Annotated in this window: 13 protein-coding genes; 10 read left to right on the forward strand and 3 right to left on the reverse strand. The window is 66.9% G+C overall.

What is annotated here, in order from left to right:
* The first annotated feature begins 6 nt into the window (after positions 1–6).
* From ACFVVK_RS08615 to ACFVVK_RS08660, 10 genes are all read left to right on the forward strand, one after another.
* On the forward strand, positions 7–906 hold the full coding sequence (locus ACFVVK_RS08615) for an HNH endonuclease (RefSeq protein WP_390265961.1): 900 nt from the start codon (positions 7–9) through the stop codon (positions 904–906).
* Between the two features lie 181 nt (positions 907–1,087).
* The gene (locus tag ACFVVK_RS08620) at positions 1,088–1,576 is read left to right on the forward strand and encodes a hypothetical protein (protein WP_390265963.1); all 489 of its coding nucleotides are present in this window, start codon (positions 1,088–1,090) and stop codon (positions 1,574–1,576) included.
* A gap of 389 nt (positions 1,577–1,965) precedes the next feature.
* Positions 1,966–3,399: a flotillin family protein gene (locus ACFVVK_RS08625; RefSeq protein WP_390265965.1), complete on the forward strand. Its 1,434-nt coding sequence runs from the start codon at positions 1,966–1,968 to the stop codon at positions 3,397–3,399.
* A gap of 66 nt (positions 3,400–3,465) precedes the next feature.
* A complete protein-coding gene (locus ACFVVK_RS08630; protein WP_390265967.1) occupies positions 3,466–3,705 on the forward strand; it encodes a hypothetical protein in 240 nt (79 codons plus the stop codon).
* A 292-nt stretch (positions 3,706–3,997) separates the two neighbouring features.
* On the forward strand, positions 3,998–5,176 hold the full coding sequence (locus ACFVVK_RS08635) for a glycosyltransferase family 4 protein (protein ID WP_390265969.1): 1,179 nt from the start codon (positions 3,998–4,000) through the stop codon (positions 5,174–5,176).
* Positions 5,177–5,316: 140 nt separating this feature from the next.
* Positions 5,317–7,584 (forward strand): EAL domain-containing protein, encoded by a 2,268-nt coding sequence (locus tag ACFVVK_RS08640; protein ID WP_390265971.1) that lies wholly within the window; start codon positions 5,317–5,319, stop codon positions 7,582–7,584.
* Between the two features lie 134 nt (positions 7,585–7,718).
* Positions 7,719–9,821 (forward strand): putative bifunctional diguanylate cyclase/phosphodiesterase, encoded by a 2,103-nt coding sequence (locus tag ACFVVK_RS08645; protein WP_390265973.1) that lies wholly within the window; start codon positions 7,719–7,721, stop codon positions 9,819–9,821.
* A gap of 87 nt (positions 9,822–9,908) precedes the next feature.
* Positions 9,909–10,616, forward strand: coding sequence for a hypothetical protein (locus tag ACFVVK_RS08650; RefSeq protein WP_390265975.1), 708 nt, complete (start codon positions 9,909–9,911; stop codon positions 10,614–10,616).
* A complete protein-coding gene (locus ACFVVK_RS08655) occupies positions 10,613–12,961 on the forward strand; it encodes a multicopper oxidase domain-containing protein (protein ID WP_390265977.1) in 2,349 nt (782 codons plus the stop codon). Before ACFVVK_RS08650 ends, ACFVVK_RS08655 begins: the two co-directional genes overlap by 4 nt.
* Before the next feature lie 238 nt (positions 12,962–13,199).
* Positions 13,200–15,044 (forward strand): putative bifunctional diguanylate cyclase/phosphodiesterase, encoded by a 1,845-nt coding sequence (locus ACFVVK_RS08660; protein WP_390265978.1) that lies wholly within the window; start codon positions 13,200–13,202, stop codon positions 15,042–15,044.
* Between the two features lie 57 nt (positions 15,045–15,101).
* Here ACFVVK_RS08660 and ACFVVK_RS08665 read toward each other — a convergent pair whose 3' ends face one another.
* The 3 genes from ACFVVK_RS08665 to ACFVVK_RS08675 all read right to left on the reverse strand — a co-directional run bounded on the left by ACFVVK_RS08665 (position 15,102) and on the right by ACFVVK_RS08675 (position 18,002).
* On the reverse strand, positions 15,102–15,398 hold the full coding sequence (locus ACFVVK_RS08665; protein WP_390265979.1) for an excalibur calcium-binding domain-containing protein: 297 nt from the start codon (positions 15,396–15,398) through the stop codon (positions 15,102–15,104).
* 114 nt (positions 15,399–15,512) lie between these two features.
* Positions 15,513–16,361, reverse strand: coding sequence for an SDR family NAD(P)-dependent oxidoreductase (locus ACFVVK_RS08670; protein ID WP_390265980.1), 849 nt, complete (start codon positions 16,359–16,361; stop codon positions 15,513–15,515).
* Between the two features lie 135 nt (positions 16,362–16,496).
* Complete coding sequence (locus tag ACFVVK_RS08675; RefSeq protein ID WP_390265981.1) at positions 16,497–18,002, reverse strand: alkaline phosphatase family protein; 1,506 nt, start codon at positions 18,000–18,002, stop codon at positions 16,497–16,499.
* Between the last annotated feature and the right edge of the window lie 242 nt (positions 18,003–18,244).

Below are 18,244 nucleotides of genomic sequence, written 5' to 3' on the forward strand. Positions count from 1 at the left end.
GGGCATATGGCAGCGATCATCCTCGTCTGGAATCCCGATGAATGGAACAGTTGGACCTACCCGGCCGTGGTGGAAGAGATCGCCGAAACGGGCCGGTTCCTGGCCAGCTGGAACGTGGGCAGCCACACGGAGATTGCCTCCGGGGCGGAGGCCTGGCTCGTGCTCCAGGGCCGCCACGGGCGCGGACTGATCGGCCATGGCGTGATCGTCTCGGATCGACCGGCGCCCCGGTGGCCCGTACCAAGCCCACAAACGACGGCGGCCCAGGACGCCGGGAGCCCGGTCCCGCCGGATTCCCCGCTCTACGTCCGCGTCGAGTTCGATGCCCTCCTGCGGACCGGGGATCAGATCCCGCCCGCCGTCCTGGCGGAGGCCGTGCCCGGCATCGGCTGGGAGGCTCTGCGCGGCTCCGGGCTGGCAATCGACCCGGCCGACGAAGCGCTCCTGCGCGGGCTCTGGAGCGAATTCGGCCCGCAGCCGGCCGACTCCACCCAGCCTGTTCCCGGCACCGTCCCGGCGGCAGAGGTCAGCCGGGTGGAGGTGAACCGCTACGAGCACAGTCCGGACGCGCGGCGGATCTGCATCGCCCATCACGGGACCAGCTGTGCCGTGTGCGGGTTCTCGTTTGAAATTGCCTACGGGGACCTCGGCAGGGACTTCATCGCGGTCCATCATCTGGTCCCGGTGTCACAGCGGGACAGCAACTACGAGCTCGATCCCGTCACGGACCTGGTGCCGCTGTGCGCCAACTGCCACGCCATGGCGCACCACGCGGTAGGGACGCCGCGCAGCGTCGCCGAGCTGCGCCGGATCATGGCCGCCGCAGGATTCCTGGCCGGACAGCAGGTCACGCAGGATGAGCTTCAGGCCCAGCAGGACGCTCGGCGGATCCTGGAACAGAAATAAGACGAGCGCAGCAGTCAAAGGGCCGGCTGGATGAGTAAATCCCTCAGCATTAGCCAAGCTTCTGCCCAGTATCAGCGGTTCCGGTTGGGCGGCCCCGCGCCCCCGCCTTAGGCTAACGGCAGCCGGCACGCCGGACCGCCGCCCGCACTGCCCGGGCCACACACAAACTGGAGCACTACGCATGTCGATTGCAAAGAAGCTGGGCGCTGTCGTCCTGACCGCCGCCGTCCTCACCGGAGCCGGCGCCGGCGTCGCCAACGCGGCCCCGGCCAAGGCCGCACACTCGGTCTCCGCGAAGGTGTCCGCCAAGGCCGCCGAGGCGAAGGCGAAGGCGGAGCTGAAGAAGCAGGCGGCCGCCGCGAAGCTTGCCGCGGTGAAGGCCAAGGTTGCCGCCCAGAAGGCGGCCGCCGAGGCGAAGAAGGCCGCTGCCGTAGCCGAAGCCGCGCAGAAGCGCGCCGCCCAGGAAGCCAAGAAGGTCGCCAAGACGGCCACCCAGGCCCAGAAGCGCGAAGCCCAGGCCGCGAAGGTAGCAGCCGCAAAGGCAGCTGCTGCCGCGAAGGCGGCGGAAGAAGCAGCCGCCGAAGCTGCGGAGGCCGCCGCCGAGGCCGAAACGGAGGCTGCGGAAAAGGCCGCGGACGCCGAAACCCCCGCCCAAGCTCCGGCCGCTTAGACCGGCCGCCCCCCGCGGAGGATTCCGCGAACGTCTGATTTTCACAGCACTGACAACACCCCCGCTCCGCAGCACCGGCGGCCTCCCGGCGCCGGCAGGGAGGGGGTGTTGTCGTGTCTCGAGAGTTTGGTGCGCCGGCCTCCCGGGCCCCGGCGGTCACCTAAAAGTCCGTACACATCGACGGGGGCCGAACCGCTAGGGGCCTTGGGCACCGGCGCGGTCCCGGCATCGGCTAATTGCTGGACTTCCAAGCATGTAGGACCCCAGACTGTGTACAACGGTTGCCTGGTGGTGTTCCAATTCCCGCCGCCAGACCGGCCGGGTACCGCCAGCAGCATCGTTTGGGGCTTTGCTTAATACCTTTTCCACCGCCGTGAAAGGACTGGTTAATGCCGGACTTGTCAGCTTTCTACCCGCTCATCTCGATCATCCTGGGGGCCGCCGCCGTCGTCGGCGTCATCTGGGTGGCAACGAAGCTGATGTGGAAGGTGGCTGAACCGAACGAGGCCTTGATCATCTCCGGGCTGACCCGAGGCACGCTGGAGACCCGGGAGGGAATGGACTTCAAGATCGTCACTGGCAAAGGAGCGCTGGTGCTGCCCGGCCTCCAGACCGTACGGCCGCTGTCCCTGACGCTAAACGAAACCGAGCTCAAGGTCTCCTGCGTGACCTCCCAGGGCATCCAGGTGATCGTCGAGGGCGTGGTCATCTACAAGATCGGGGACGCCCCGCCCTTCATTGCCAACGCAGCGCGGCGGTTCCTGGGCCAGCAGCCCAAGATGGAAAGCCAGGTGTACAACGTCTTCGAGGGCCACCTTCGTTCGATCATTGGCAGCATGACGGTCGAGGAAATCATCCGCGAGCGCGACAAGCTGGCCTCCCAGGTCCGCAGCGCCAGCGGCGTCGAGATGGAGAAGCTGGGACTGGTGGTCGACTCGCTGCAGATCAAGGACCTCCAGGACCCCACGGGCTACATCCAGAACATCGCCAAGCCGCACATTGCCATGGTCAAGATGGAGGCCCGAATCGCCGAAGCCACCCGCAACCGGGAGGCGGCCGAAAAGGAAGCCGAGGCCGAGGCCCTGATCGCCGACGCCCGGAGCGTGTCCGCGATCCGGCAGTCGGTGGCGCAGGCCAATGCGGAACGGGCCAAGGCGAACGCGGCCCAGGCGGGGCCGCTGGCCGAAGCGTCAGCCCGTCAGCAGGTGGTGGTCCAAGAAACCGAAGTGGCCAAGCTAGAGGCCGACCGCGAGGAACAGAAGCTCCAGACCACCGTCCGCAAGCCCGCCGACGCCCGGGCCTATGCCAAGCGCACCGATGCCGAGGGCCAGAAGTCCGCGGACATCAGCGCCGCAGAGGCGTTGGCCCGGCGCACCGAACTCGAGGCCCAGGCCAACGCGCGGCGGACCGAGGTGCAGGCCCAGGCCAACGCGACGGCGGCCGCGGCGGCCGCGGGGGCCACCCGGCTCACCGGCGAAGCAGAGGCTGCCGCCACCAAGGCCCGCGGCGATGCTGCCGCCTCCGCCATCAAGGCCAAAGCGCTGGCCGAGGCGGAAGGCATCGCGGCCCGTGCCGAAGCGCTCGCAACCAACCAGGACGCCGTCATTTCCCAGCAGCTCGCCGAGAACATGCCGGCTATCGTGGCGGCGGCGGCCGAGCCGTTCGGGCATGTGGGTCAGATGACCGTCCTGAACGGCGGGGAAGGCGTCAACCAGATGATAGGCGGGATTTTGGCACAGGTGGGCGACTACCTTCCGGCGCTCTCTACGGCGCTGAAGGACGGCCGCGCCGGCAAACGGGATGCGAAGGCACCGGAGGCGTAGGACGGCCATGCGTCCGGAAAGCCCGGGGATACCGATGGACTGGGGGTTTCATGCATAGGGACTTTGATGCACAGGGATGTTGACCGGAGCCTGACCGGCAAGATTGGCCGCGTCACCGGACGGATCGGTCCGGGCACAATCGGCGAGGTCATGCTGCCCGTCCGCGGCGGAACCAGTGCGTTCCACGCCCACCCGTTCGACAAGAGCAGTGTCTTCGCCGTGGGGGAACAGGTCCTGGTCATTTATTATGAACCGCCCCAAACCGTCTTTGTGGACGAACTACCGGACGTACTGAAGGAGGGGTAGCTGCCTCTGGACGCTAGGAAGGGACGGGCGTATTCTGAAGTCCCGTAGCCTCTGAAGGGATTTCAGTTGGAAGGCAATATGCGCGCGCGTAGCGGTCCGGCTGCAAAGCCACCGAAAAATCTCGGCCCGGTCGGGAACTGGCCCGATCCGCTGTAGGCCGCGCGTTTCGCCCCGCCGCTCATCCATCCTGACTCCGGTTCGGTGCTGACCGCGCCCACCTGTTAACTCACTCTTCCCCTCCCGGCCACGTCCGCTCCCCCGCGCCGCAAGCCGCCGCCCGCACCGTGGAGGAGTGAGGATCGCAATCGTCGCCGAATCATTCCTTCCGCTCATGAACGGGGTCACCCACTCCATCCTGCGCGTGCTGGAGCACCTGCAGGAGCGCGGGGATGAGGTGATCGTGATTGCGCCCTCAACCCAGGACACCGACGTCCCGGACGAGGTCTCAGGCGCGAACATTCACCGGCTCCCCTCGGTCCCGCTGGCCGGCTACGCGAATGTACGGGTGGCGTTGGGCGGTGTGTATCGGGTCAAGCGAATCCTTGCCGATTACGCGCCCGACGTCGTCCACCTCGCATCCCCTTTCGTGCTCGGCTGGCGGGCGGCGCAGGCAGCCCACCAGCTCGGCATCCCCACCGTTGCCATCTACCAGACCGAGGTCCCCGGTTACGCCGCGCGCTACGGCGTCCCCTTCTTGGAGAACTGGGCCTGGAACAGGGTGGAACAGATCCATCTGCTGGCCTCCCGCACCCTGGTTCCCTCAACCTTCGCGCTCAACCAGCTCCGCGGCCGCGGGATTCCGCGCGTGGACATGTGGCGGCGCGGGGTGGACACCCAGCGGTTCAACCCGGAGAAGCGCGACGCCGGCTGGCGGGCTTCCGTGGCTCCTGGCGGGGAGCGGCTGATCGGTTATGTGGGCCGGCTGGCGGCCGAGAAGCAGGTGGAGGATCTGGCGGTGCTGGCCGATATTCCCGGGACGCGGCTGGTGATCGTCGGCGACGGGCCCCAGCGAAAAGCCCTGGAAGCTGCCCTGCCGGGGGCAGTTTTCACCGGATTCCTCGGCGGCGCCGACCTCGCCCGGGCCGTGGCGTCCTTCGATATCTTCGTGCACCCTGGCGAATTCGAGACCTTTTGCCAGACCATCCAGGAGGCCATGGCGTCGGGCGTGCCAGTGGTGGCCACGGGCCGGGGCGGGCCCTTGGACCTCGTGGAGAATTCGCGGACCGGCTGGCTGTATGAGCCTGGCGACCTTGCCGCACTACGGGCCCGCGTGGTCGATCTGATGGGCGACGACGCCAAGCGGCGCGCCTTCGCGGCGGCAGCCAAGGCCTCGGTCCAGGGCAGGACGTGGTGCGCGCTCGGGGCCGAACTCGTCGCCCACTACCAGTCCGTGACCGGGGAACCTGAGCCCGCGCCCACCCCCTCCCCCGGCGTTGCCCTATCGCTGAGGGCTGCCAAACCGGGGTTCTAAGCACCATAAGTGATGAGGGCAACCGAGAGGTTGGACCCGACCCGCCGTTGTGACATCGACGGGCCTTCGGGACGCCTATGATTTCCCGGTGGGAGGTTCTAAGTGACTGGTTGGTCTCGGATATACACGGCGGGCGGCGCGTGATTGCGCCGTCGTCCCCGGAGGGGGCACTCGGCGCTGCACCGGGCGCCGCCCCCGGCTACAGCGAACTGGTGGAATCCAGCCCCGACGCCCTGCTGGTGGTGGCCGAAGACGGCACCATCAGGATGGTCAATGCCGCCGCCGAGCGCATGTTCGGGTACCGCCGGGACGAGCTCGTGGGCTCAGACCACCGTCTGCTGCTGGCGGAGGGATTCCAGAACGCGCTCCAGGGGTTGTTCTTCAACCTCCGCCGCGAGGCCGCCCAGCCACCGGCGCACACACCGGTCGCTCTCGACGGCGACGCCGCCGCCGCCGGGGCGGACACGGCTCCCGTGGAGGCCTACGGGCGGCGTCGGGACGGCACGGAATTCCAGGCCGAAGTGGCCGGCGCCCTCCTCGTCACGGATGGAGGCCCCGGTGAAAATACCAGTCAAGGCACCGGCGAAGGCACCGCCAGCATGATCGCCGCCATCCGGGACACCTCGCACCGGCCTGCGACCGACGACGGCCTCCGCGCCGCCATGTCGCTGCTGAGCGCGACGCTTGAATCCACGGCGGACGGCATCCTGGTGGTCAGCAGCGACGGCGAGATCGCCGGCGTCAACAACCAGTTCGTCTCCATGTGGGGCATCCCGCGGGAGTTGCTGGCCCGTCGGGACGACGCGGCCATCATGGCCTTCGTCCTGGACCAGCTGCAGGATCCCGCCCGGTTCGCCGAAAAGGTCGAGGCCCTCTACGCCGACCCCGGAGCCGAAAGCCGCGACGCGCTGCACTTCCGCGACGGCCGGACCTTTGAACGCTACTCCCGTCCGCAGAAAGTGGCGGACGAGGTGGTCGGACGGGTGTGGAGCTTCAGGGATGTAACCGCGGCGAAGGTGGCCCAGGACCGGATTTCGAGGGCCATGGCGGACCTCGCCGAGCAGTCCGCCCAGCTCAAGGCGCTGGCATTCCAGGACAGCTTGACCGGCCTGTCCAACCGCCAGATGTTCAGCGACCGCCTCGCCGGCGCCCTCGCGGACCCGGGCGGCACCGACCCGGCCAGCACCGCCGTCGACGTCCTGCTCCTGGACCTGGACGACTTCAAGGAGGTCAACGACATCCTTGGCCACCACGCCGGCGACCAGATGCTGATGGAGGTCGGCCGGCGGCTGCGCACGTGCGTCCGTCCATGCGACGTCGTGGCCCGGCTGGGCGGGGACGAGTTCGTGGTGCTTCTGATCGGCTCGCTGGATGCCGACGCCGTCGCCGCCCGGATTGTCGACTCGCTGCGGGTCCCGGTGTGGATCGACGGCACCATGCTCCGGCCCAGCCTCAGCCTGGGACTCGCGTCGATCTGCGAGGACGCCGTGGACGCCTCCGAGCTCCTGCGCCGGGCCGACGTCGCGATGTATGCCGCCAAGGCCGCCGGCAAGAACCGGTACATGCGCTTCCGTCCCGAGATGATGGAGGCCCTCGTGGACCGCAACAATCTGGAGGCCGGGCTGCGGCTGGCCGTGGACAACGGGCAGATCGCCGTCCACTACCAGCCGATCGTGTCCACGTCGCTCGGGAAGGTGATTAAGGTCGAGGCCCTGGCCCGCTGGATCCGCGACGGCGTGCTGGTGCCGCCCAAACAGTTCATTCCGGCTGCCGAACGCAGCGGCCTCATTGTCGAGATCGGCACCGAGGTCCTCCTGCGCGGCTGCACCGAACTCAAGGACTGGCTGCAGGAGGACTCCTCGCGGTCCCTGGCCGTGAACGTCTCCGGCGTCCAGCTCCAGCACGGGGACTTCGCCGAGCTGGTCCTGGCGGTGACGGAATCCTGCGGCGTGGACCCGCGGCAGCTGGTCCTGGAGGTCACGGAGAGTGTGTTCTTCGAGGACGACTGCCACGTGATCACGCAGCTCGTCAGCCTGCGCGCGGCCGGCGTCCGGGTGGCGCTCGACGACTTCGGCACCGGATACTCGTCCCTCGGACGCCTTCAGGACCTGCCGGTGGACACTCTGAAAATCGACCAGTCGTTCGTGGCGATGATCAGCACCGGCACGGAACAGCTGCCCATCCTGAGTGCCATGATCGACATGGCCCACGGGCTGGGGCTGACCGTCACCGCCGAAGGCGTAGAAACTGCGGCCCAGGCCGGCCACCTGATGGACCGGGGCTGCGATGCGCTGCAGGGTTTCCTGTTTTCCCGGCCCCAGCCGGAGGCTGCGCTGGCGCCGGCGCTGGATAAGGCGGCCCGGGCCATCGGCGCCATGCGGGGCGATCGGGTGCCCGGCAGCCGGTGACTGAAGAAAGTTCGGGGCCGATGTGCTGGACACGGGCCCTGAGCACCCTATGATTCAGGAAACGCATTGCCGCGGCGTGTCGCCCGGCACTGCCGCACTGTCAACATTCCGTCGCTCTGGGGGCCGCAATCGTCGTGGGAACTGGGATTGGTGAGGCCCTGCTGGAACAGGGTCCTGATGCGTTTCTGCTGCTGACCTCGGACGGAACCATCGCCTTTGTGAATTCAGCCACGGAACGGCTATTCGGCTATCCCCGGGACGAGCTGCTGGGCGTGCAGCACACCGTCCTTCTGTCGGAGGGGGAACGCGGGGGCTTCCTGCGGGTCTTCGGCCGGCTGGGCCGCAACAGCCAGGCGGGCAGCCGGCCGTTCCCCGCCGTCGGACGGCGCCGCGACGGTTCGGAAGCAGCCGTCGAGATCACGTGCTCGCTTGTGACGCTCGACGCCGGCACGGCCATGGCGGTAGCCGTCCGCGACGCGGGGCACCGGAATGACTCGGACTCGGGGCGGCGGCTGGCGCTGTCGCTTCTGGACGCCACGTTGGAGACGACGTCGGACGGGATCGTCGTGGTCTCCACCGAGGGGCACATCACGGGGATCAACGACCGGTTCCTGAAGCTGTGGTGCATGCCGCCGGAGCTGATCGCTTCGGAGGATCCCAGCGCATTGGCCCGGTTCATCGCGGAGCAGCTGGCCGACCCGGATTACTTCCTGCAGAAGGTTTCGGCACTGTACTCGGACACGGAACTGCAGAGCCACGACGTCCTGGAGTTCACCGACGGCCGCACCGTGGAACTCTTCTCGCGGCCGCAGAAGGTGGCAGATACGACCGTGGGGCGGATCTGGAACTTCCGCGATACCACTTCCCGCCGCCGCGCGCAGGACCAGGCCCGCCGCGCCATGGAGGAACTGGCCGAGCAGGCGGACAAGCTCAAGGAACTGGCCTTCCAGGACCCGCTTACCGGGCTGGCCAACCGAATGCTGTTCAATGAGCGGGCTGCCGCGGCGCTCCTCACGCCGGAGCCCGTGCACGTGCTGCTGCTGGACCTGGACGACTTCAAGGAAATTAACGATGTGCTGGGCCACCACGCCGGTGACCAGATGCTGGTCGAGGTCTCCCGCCGGTTGCAGAACTGCGTGGGCCCGCACGGCACCGTCGCCCGGCTGGGCGGGGACGAGTTCGTGATCCTGCTGGTCGGCTGCCGGGACGCCGACGCCGTGGCCCAGCGGGTGGTTAGCACCCTGAACGCCCCGGTCTCCATCGAGGGGACACACATGCGCCCCGGCCTGAGCCTCGGCGTGGCATCACGTGACCCCGGAACGCAGACCTCTTCCGAGCTGCTGCGGCGGGCGGACTTGGCCATGTATGCGGCCAAGGAAGCCGGCAAGAACTGCTATGTGCACTTCCGGCCCGAGATGCTGGCCGCGCTGCTGGAACGCACCCAGCTCACGGCCGGGCTGCGGCGGGCGGTGGAGCTGGGGCAGATCGCGGTCCACTTCCAGCCCGTCATCTCCAGCGACCGGCTCGACGTCGTGCAGTTCGAGGCCCTTGCCCGCTGGGAATGGGAAGGCACCGTGGTCGCGCCGGATGATTTCATCCAGACCGCCGAGCGCAGCGGCCTGATCCGGGACATCGGGACCGAGGTGCTGAGGCGCAGCTGCACCGAGCTCGCGCCCTGGCTCTCCGAGGATCCGTTCCGGAGCGTGGCCGTCAACGTTTCCGGCGTCCAGCTGCAGCACCAGGACTTCGCCGAGCGCGTCCTGGACATTGCCGCCTGGAGCGGCGTTGACCCGCGCCAGCTGGTGCTCGAAGTGACCGAGAGCGTCTTCTTCGATGCCCACTCCCACGTCATCGGTCAGCTCGAAACCCTGCGCCAGGCCGGCGTCCGGGTGGCGCTGGACGATTTCGGGACGGGCTATTCCTCGTTGGGCCGGCTGCAGGATCTGCCCGTGGACGTGGTGAAAATCGACAAGTCCTTTGTGTCCATGCTGCACACCGGCCTCGAAAAGCTGCCCATCCTCACCTCAATCATCCACATGGCCCGCAGCCTGGGACTGAAGGTCACGGCCGAGGGGGTCGAGACACCGGCGCAGGCCCGCTACCTCATGGACCACGGCTGCGATACCCTGCAGGGCTTCCTGTTCTCCCGTCCGGAACCCGCGGCCGACCGGCAGCAGACCGTCCTCAGGTCGGTGGCAGCCATCGCGGAGCTGGAGGGCGTCCCGCTGCCCGGATAACACCCGTGTCCGGGCGCCTCGCAAGATTTCCATAGGGTTCCTCGGCACTATTGGGCCTATTGCGAACTCAACGTGGAGGCACGAACCATGGATTCACGCTCACCCCTGTTTTCCGGCCCCGTCCTGAGCCGCCGCCAGTTCGGACTGATTGTGGGGGGCGGCGCCTTCCTGCTGGTGGCAGGCGGCACATACGGCGCCGTCTCCCGCAGCAGTCCACAGTCTGCAACGCAACTGGATACCGCCTTTGGCGTCCTGACGGTGAGCCGGGCCGGCCGCCTCGCCCGGCTGAACACGCAGGGCCTCCAGGCCTTCCGGTCAATTGAAAGCGCAGCCGCCCTGCTGACCGGTCCCGGAGCCATGGCCGCTGGCGCAAACCGGGCCGCCACCGGCGGTCTCCAGCGGGCCGGGAGCACGACGAACCTCCCCGCAACCTCCCACGACCACGACCACGACAGCGCACCTCCGGAGGATCCCGACTGGCCCCAGCCGGTAAATCTGACATGGGGCGACGTCATCATCCTTGAGGTGGAGCTTCGCAACTCAAGCCAGGAACCGGTGCTCTTCAGCCCCGGCCAACTGCGCCTCAGGCTCCTCTCGTCCGGTACCACAGTCACTCCCCAGGACTTCGACCGCGGCCTAAATGCCGTCGAAGCCGGGGCCGCAGAGCATCTCTGGATCAGCTACCTGGCTCCCCATGACGCCCTGGCGATGGAACTGGAGTATTCGGAACCGGAACACGACGGCACCGCCTTCCTCCCCCTTCCTCCTCTGACAGTTAGCCAGGTGAAGTCATGAGCCCGCTCGACATCCACATCAATGACGGGTTCCTGCCCATGGTGGACGGATCCCGCGTCTACCACCGGGGGTTCGGTGACCGGCGGACGCTGGTGAACGACCCGAAACCCAGCCTGACCATCAGCCCGAGGGTGTTCCTGCGCAGCGGGTCGGTGGTGGCGAGCCGCACCTACCCCCTCAAGGCCGCCACTCCCCCACTCGGGCGCCCGGCACCTGCCGCCAAGGACCCTGCAAACCCCGGGGAATTCCTGGTCCGGCGCGCATTCTGGGCCAGCTTCTTCCCGGACCGGACGCTGATCGCCGAAACCGGCAGCACCATCAGCGTCCGCGTCACCAACCACCTGGCCCAGGGGCACGCCCTGCAGTTCCTCAACGCGGGAGCCGGGAACAGCCACGTCGGTACGGGCGTGATCGGGCCCGGCCAAACCAGAACCCTGGAGTTCAGGGCCCCCAGGGCTGGCACCTACCTTTACTGCGATCCTGGCGCGGATCCGGCCGATCCGACCGCCGACCCGGTCCAGCGCGTCCTGGGCCTTTATGGCGCCCTGCTGGTCACCGATCCGGCCTCGCCGTGGCTGCCCATGCCCAACGGGCCCGAATTCGAACGCCAGTGGTTGTGGATGCTCCACAACGTTGACCCGGTATGGGCCGGCATCGCCTCGCGCAACGGAACCGTGGATCCCGACAAGACCCCGGCGTACCCGCGGTATTTCACCCTCAACGGCCGCAGCGGCTTCCAGTCGCTGGCCGCGTCCACCGACGAGGCACTGAACCGCGTGCGGGAAGAGGACTCGCTCATGTCAGGCTCGGCCCGGCAGGTCGACGTCCGCAATTTCAGCCTCAGCGCCGCGGCAGGAACTGTGAGGACCGGCCAGCTGATGCGCTTCCTCAACGCCGGCGTCGTTCACCACCAGCTCCACTTCCACGGCAACCACCTCTGGACCGTGAACCGCAACGGGAGCATGTTTCCACGTGCCGGCGGAAGGATTGACGCTGAGGGCCACGTGGTGCTGCAGCAGTGGGAGGACGTTATCGAAATGCACCCGCTGGACCGCAAGGACTCCATGCTCCCGTTGCGGCGGCCGCCGGAGGCTATTGACGAGGTGTGGAACGCCCGGAAAGAGGACTGGGACTACCCGATGCACTGCCATGCCGAGCCTTCCCAGGTAGCCCGGGGCGGCATGTATCCAGGCGGGCTCGTTGGCCACTGGACCGTGGCGGCGCCCCAGCCGGGAAGCCCCGGCGAGGCCACCCACGAGCTGTTCCGCAGCCAGGTCGACTTCAGCTCCCACCAGATGCACGAGGGCAGCCCCGAGACCGAGTTCCGCCAGACCCCGGACGTGGAGCACGAGTTCAAGTTCTTTAACCGCAAAATGAAGTTCGACGACGGCGGCGAATTCGAGATGTGGACCTTCGAGACCGAGAACTCCGGCCGGGTTTTCCCGGCGCCGCTGATCCGGATCACCGAGGGGCAGCTGTTCCACGGCACTGTCCGCCCGGGCAAGAGAGTCCACACCATCCACTGGCACGGCATCGAGCCGGATCCACGCAACGACGGCGTCGGCCACACCTCATTCGAGGTCACAGGGAGCTACACCTATCAGTGGCGCCCGGAACGCGGGCAGCCCGGCAACCCCAACGTGGGCGCGTCCGGAACGTATTTCTACCACTGCCACGTCAACACCACCCTGCACGTACAAATGGGCATGTTCGGTCCCCTGATCATCGACCCCCCAGTCCACCCGGACTTTCCGGTAGCCGCAGGCGCCAGGCGGGCCTTCGTTGACGGGCCGGAATACGACATCGACACGGAGACTCTCCTCGTGCCCTACTCCGTGGACCCCCGGTGGCACCAGCTCAACCACGCCGCCGGGCTATCGGGCGATGACGCCGGGCTGGACAAGTTCAGCCCCAAGCACTTCTACCTTTTGGCCGGGGAACTGGCCCGGATGCCGAAAAAAGACGGCCCGATCCTGCTTACTCGTATCCGTGCCAGGCTGGCAGGAGGTGCCGCCAAACCCACCCTGCTGCGCCTGCTCAACGCCAACTACTTCCCGGTCAACGTGCGCTTCACAGATTCGGCCGGCAAGCCGGTTGCCATGGCTGAACTCATCTCGCACGACGGACGGCCGTTCCGGGACACGTCCAGCCCCACGGGACCAGCACGGCCGATTTCTTCCACGGGCCCGCTGCGGTCCAGCCTGATCAACTTCGGCGCCGCCGAACGCTACGACATGCTTCTGCGCCCACCGGCACCCGGCACGTACTGGCTCACCGTGGACCTCATGGACTGGATCACCGAGAAGGTCCTCTTCACCCGGAGGATTCCGGTCGTGGCCGCCTAGACGAAGATCGCGCCGCCGTTCGGGTGTAGCGCGGCCAAGGTAGCCGGCCTGGTCTCCGGCCGCGCTCCACACCGGTGTGCCCTCCGGCGGATCTGGCATTTTCGACATATTCGTGTGCCCCATGATGCGCATCACGTTCGGTGAGCCCGCACCGCATATGATTCACTCAGCGCAGCGCACCTTCTTAGCTGTTGGTGCCCGCTATCTGAATTCGTCGCCTGGGGGGCTGTCAAAAAACGTGGAAGCTGGTTTCGCACAACAACTGCTGGAGTACAACCCGGATGCGCTGCTGCTCGTAGGCCAGGACGGATCGATTTCCTTCCTCAACACGGCCGCGGAGCGGCTCTTCGGCTACACCCGGGCGCAGCTCCTGGGGGCAGACCACAGCATGCTCCTGGCCGAGGCTTCCCGGGAGGACTTCCACGGCGTCCTGGCCGGGCTGGGCACGGCTGCAGACTCCCGCGCCCGGTTCGCCGGCTCGGGCCGCCGGGCGGACGGCGCCGAACTCCAGATCGAAATCACCTGTTCGCTGGTCCCGGCCCCGGCAGGAGCGGCCGACGTCGAATCCTCCGTGGTGCTCTCGGTCCGGGACGCCGGTGCCCGGGATGACCACCGCACCGTCCGGGCGCCGAGCGCTGGTCACGTCGCCGGAGCGCTCCCCGCTGCCGGCGCCGCCGGGCAGACCCCCGGCGGCGCCGTTCTCCGCCGTCGTACGCCTGAAGCTCCGGCTGCGCCACGTGCGGCGGGTGCCGCTCCCGCGGCGTTCGCCGGGCACGACGACGAGCTGAAGGCCGTCTCGCTCCGCGACCCCCTGACGGCGCTGCCCAACGGGCCGTTCTTCAACGAACGGCTCGCCGCGGCCCTGCGCCGTCCGGATCCGGTGGACATCCTGCTGCTGAACATCGATGACTTCAAGCACCTCAACGACATGCTGGGACGCTCCGCGGCCGACGAGCTGCTGGTGGAGGTGGCGAGCAGGCTGCGCAACTGTGTCCGCCCGCATGACACCGTGGCCCGGCTGGGCGGCGACGAGTTCGCGGTGCTCCTGACCGAATGCCTCAACGCGGACGCGGTGGCCACGCGCATCGCGCAGGCCCTCTACGAGCCCCTGCGCATCGGCGGGACCATGGTCCGGCCCGGGGTGAGCATGGGCCTGGCATCCAAGTCGGCGCACACGCTCGACGGCGCGGAACTGCTGCGGCAGTCCGATGCCGCCATGACCGCGGCCAAGGCCGCCGGGAAGAACCAGTGGCTGCGGTTCCGGCCGGAAATGCTCAACACCGCGGCGCACAAGGCCGACGGCGAAACCGGGCTCCGGCGCGCCGTCGAACTGGGCCAGATCTCGGTGCACTACCAGCCCGTCGTGTCCCCAGGCGTCGGCTCCGTGGTGCAGTTCGAGGCGTTCGCCCGGTGGGAACGCCACGGCCGGCTGGTCCCGCCCAACCAGTTCCTGCCGGTGGCCGAGCAGAGCGGCCTGATCCGCGAGATCGGCGACGAGGTCCTGCGCCGCGCGTGCGCCGAAATCCGGCCCTGGCTGGCCGGCGACACCGCCTACAGCGTGGCCGTGAACATCTCAGGCCTGCAGTTCCAGCACCGCGAATTCGCCACCGACGTCCTCGCGATTGCAGCCTCCACCGGCGTCGACCCGCACCAGCTGACGCTTGAGCTGACCGAAAGCGTGTTCTTCGACGCCTCCTCCGACGTGCTGGGCCAGCTGCGCCTGCTGCGGGAGGCTGGCGTCCGGATCGCCATGGACGACTTCGGCACCGGCTATTCCACCCTCGGCCGGCTCCAGGAACTGCCGCTGGACATGGTCAAGATCGATCGTTCCTTCGTGGCCATGATCAAGACCGGCAAGGAACAGCTCCCGTTCTTCACCACCATGATCAAGGCCGCGCACGCCCTGGGCCTGTTGGTCACGGCCGAGGGCATCGAAACCGCGGAGCAGGCCAAGTACCTGATGGAGCGCGGCTGCGATTCCCTGCAGGGCTACCTGTTCGCCAAGCCCGCCCCTGCCAGCGATCTCGCCGGCACCATGGAGAGCGCCCTGAACGCTTTGGACAAGGTCGACGCCGGGCGGTAGCCGGTTAGGCAGGTCGGGGTCCCGGCGGTGAGCCGGCACCCCGACAGGCCACTGACCTCAGCGCTTTTCGCAGGCGATGCCGTCGTTGTCGCGGTCGAGGTCGTATTCGCCCCGGTGCCGCGCGGCGCCGTCGTTGTAGCTGTAAAGGGTGCTGTCGACGCGGAAGTTCGTGACCCGCTTGCCGCTGGTCTTGTCCCAGGCGCCCTTGCGGCCCACGCCGTGCGGGTAGACCTTGTTGAGCTCCGTGCAGTTCTTGTACGACTTCGGCGCCGCTGCCGTGGCCGGCACCGCCGTGGAGCTCAGGACGATGGCGGTGCCCGCCAGGGACGCAATAATCAGTTTCTTCAGGCGCACGTTAGAGAGCACTCCCCCAGGTAGAAGCCCTCGGCCGCGTGTCGGCGAGGGGCAGGGACATGCTATCCCACGTTTTGGCTGTTCAGGCGCTGAATCACCGCCGCGAAAGGAGGCTCAGGCGCTTTGGTCCAGCTTGTCGAGGTCCTGCGCCACCATCGCCTCGCTGCGCTGCCACAGCGCCTTGGCGAGACCTGTGTTGTAGGCCTGCCGGTTGGCCTTGGCGAGCCTCCGTTTGGCGTAGTAGGCGCCGGAGACCCAGTCGTGGCCCGGGGTGGTGTTGGCGAGCCACACAAGGGTGTCTGCGCCCTGCTCCGGGGTTTTCATGAAGCGCTTGAGGACTGACTTGTACGCCACCCGCATGTTGCTCGTGGAGTCGGCCGCGAAGTTGGTGGCCACGCCGCCGGGGTGGAACGCCGCCGTCGTGATTCCCTCGGTGTTGTAGCGGTTGTGGAGCTCGGCGGTGAAGAGGATGTTCGCGAGCTTGGCGTTGCCGTAGGCGCGGTTGGTGGAGTAGCTCCGTGCCGCGTCGAGGTCATCGATGTCCAGCTTGCCGAAGATCGAATTGGCGACGCTTGAGGTGTTGATGACCATGGCATGGCTGGCGGTGAGGACATCGATCAGCTCGGTGGTGAGCAGGAACGGGGCCAGGTGGTTGACCTGGAAGGTCTTCTCGTGGCCGTCGACGGTGAGCTCGCGGGATCCCATGATGCCGCCGGCGTTGTTCGCCAGGACGTCGATCCGCGGGTACTTTTCCTTCAGCTGTGCGGCCAGCGTGCGCACCTGGGCGAGCTCGGCGAAGTCGCTGACGAAGTAGTCCGCGCCGATCTCGTTCGCGACAGCCTCGGTCTTCTCGGCGGAACGCCCGACGACGATCACCCGTTCCCCCTGCATCGCGAAGGTCCGCGCCGCGGAGGCGCCGATCCCGTCGCTGGCTCCGGTGATGACGATGGTGCGCTCAGTCATTGAGTGTCCTTAGAACGAAAGCGGTGGGCTGGTCTTTTGGAATCCAGCTCCATCGAATTCTAACGAGCTGGCCCGGCGGAACGTTCCGCCGGGCCAGCAAGTTTCCCGAGAGTCTGCTGGGAGTCCCTGCAGTGATTAGATGCGCAGCGGTGACCGGAAACTCAGGGCGGTGCTGGCGTTTTGCAATTTCAGGCCAATGGCCAGCATTTCTTCGGTGGTCCGGAGAAGGGAGTAGTGGTTGTAGTTGCCTTGGATGACGGTGCCCGGGACCACCGACGGAGCGACGATGAAATTGGGTATCGGAGTATCTTCGTCAAAGAGTACAAAGATCGCCGTTCGTCCCGCTCGGTAGCTTTGGCTGTTCAAAATGACTGGCAGCCATTGCGATAGCCAGGTGTCGCCCGTGGCGACGCTGCAGTCGTGCATGTCGTTGCATACGTTCGGCACCACCACCGAAAAATTCGGCAGAGTGTTGTTGGCCAGGTCGCTCGCCAGGTGTCCGGCGCTCACGTTGCCCAGGGGCACGTTGTTGATCGCGCATGCCGCCCTGTCTCCGGTCCCCTGATAGTAGATTTCAGGGTTGTGCCGTTCTGCATACAGGCCGGACGCACTCAGCCGGCAGTTCGAAGGCATGTCCTCCATGTAGCTTTTGTAGGACTGGCCGGAGGTACGCACCTGCCGGAAAATGTTGTCGGCCGTAATGGGCGGCAGGCCCGATGGGCTCGAATCGGAAGTGACGCCCTGCGTGCTGCCCGAAGTCATGGCCAGATAGCTCGGCAGTGAAGGCAAGCCCGTGCCCGCGTCGCTCCAGGTGGAAACCGAGGCGCACTGGTTGGCCTTCGTTGTCATGTACGGCGCGCTGGCGTTCCCAATGACCTGTGAGTAGGTCTTGTTCTCAAAAAGCACCCACATGACGTGGTCGTATTTCGCAGGCGCGACCGTGGTGGTGCCGCAAGGGTTGGCGCCGGGAGGCGGCGGCGGCGGTGGTGGCGGAGGAGGCGGGGGCGGCGGCGTCGCATTGGTGGTGATCGTCAAAAGGGGCCGTTGCGTGGAGACCGACGTTTCCTTGGAGCTGTAAATGACGCCATCGGAGGACGTGTTGCTGATGCGGAACGAATAGGTGCCGTCACCCTTGATCACGCTGAAGAGATCGAACTCCACAAAGGTGTTGTCGGCAACAGCGCCGCGGGAAGCCACAATCGGTGTCTCCGCGACGGGGGCATTGTTGAATGTGATCGTGTTTTCGCTCCAGGAGTTGTTGAGGACCCGCCGGAATTGGCCGCCCGAGTTGGACGGATCCGTGGCGAATAACCTGAGCTTGGCGCCGGTCACGGTGCTGCCCGCGGTGCCGGTTACCGTGAACTTGAGGAAGATCATTTCGACCGGCGAGTTATCAGCCTTAAGGCCTGTTGCCGTGCGGAAATTGATCGTGGGGCTGTCGCGCTTCACGACGGCATCAGCCGCAGTCGAAAACGTGAAGGTGGCAGCTTGCGCGGGACCGGCGATTAGGGAAAGCGTGCCGGCCACAAGGAAAAAGACTGACGCGAGGGAAACCCATCGGCGCCCGGAGAAAGAGCCTCTGAACCGATGCCTCTTAGTACCGTTTTTTGGCATGGCAGAACTAAAATCGACGCTCATCATAGTGCTCCTATAAGGTCCGGTCGACGTCTCCTACGCCCCCAATGGCCCGCAGGAATTCAAACCCTAGCGGGTCAAATAGAGCCCGACAATGCTCACATCCCAAATTGCTGGCCAGCCAAAGGTATTCCAAAGGTTGACCATTCATCAGCGGCTTGTGGTGTTAAATGCGGGAGGACCCCAACCTGGTGGTTGGGGTCCTCGACCTGAATGGTGTTCCGGCGGTGACCTACTCTCCCACACCC

This window comes from Arthrobacter sp. NPDC058192 (assembly GCF_042883665.1).
In the GTDB taxonomy this organism is placed as follows: domain Bacteria; phylum Actinomycetota; class Actinomycetes; order Actinomycetales; family Micrococcaceae; genus Arthrobacter.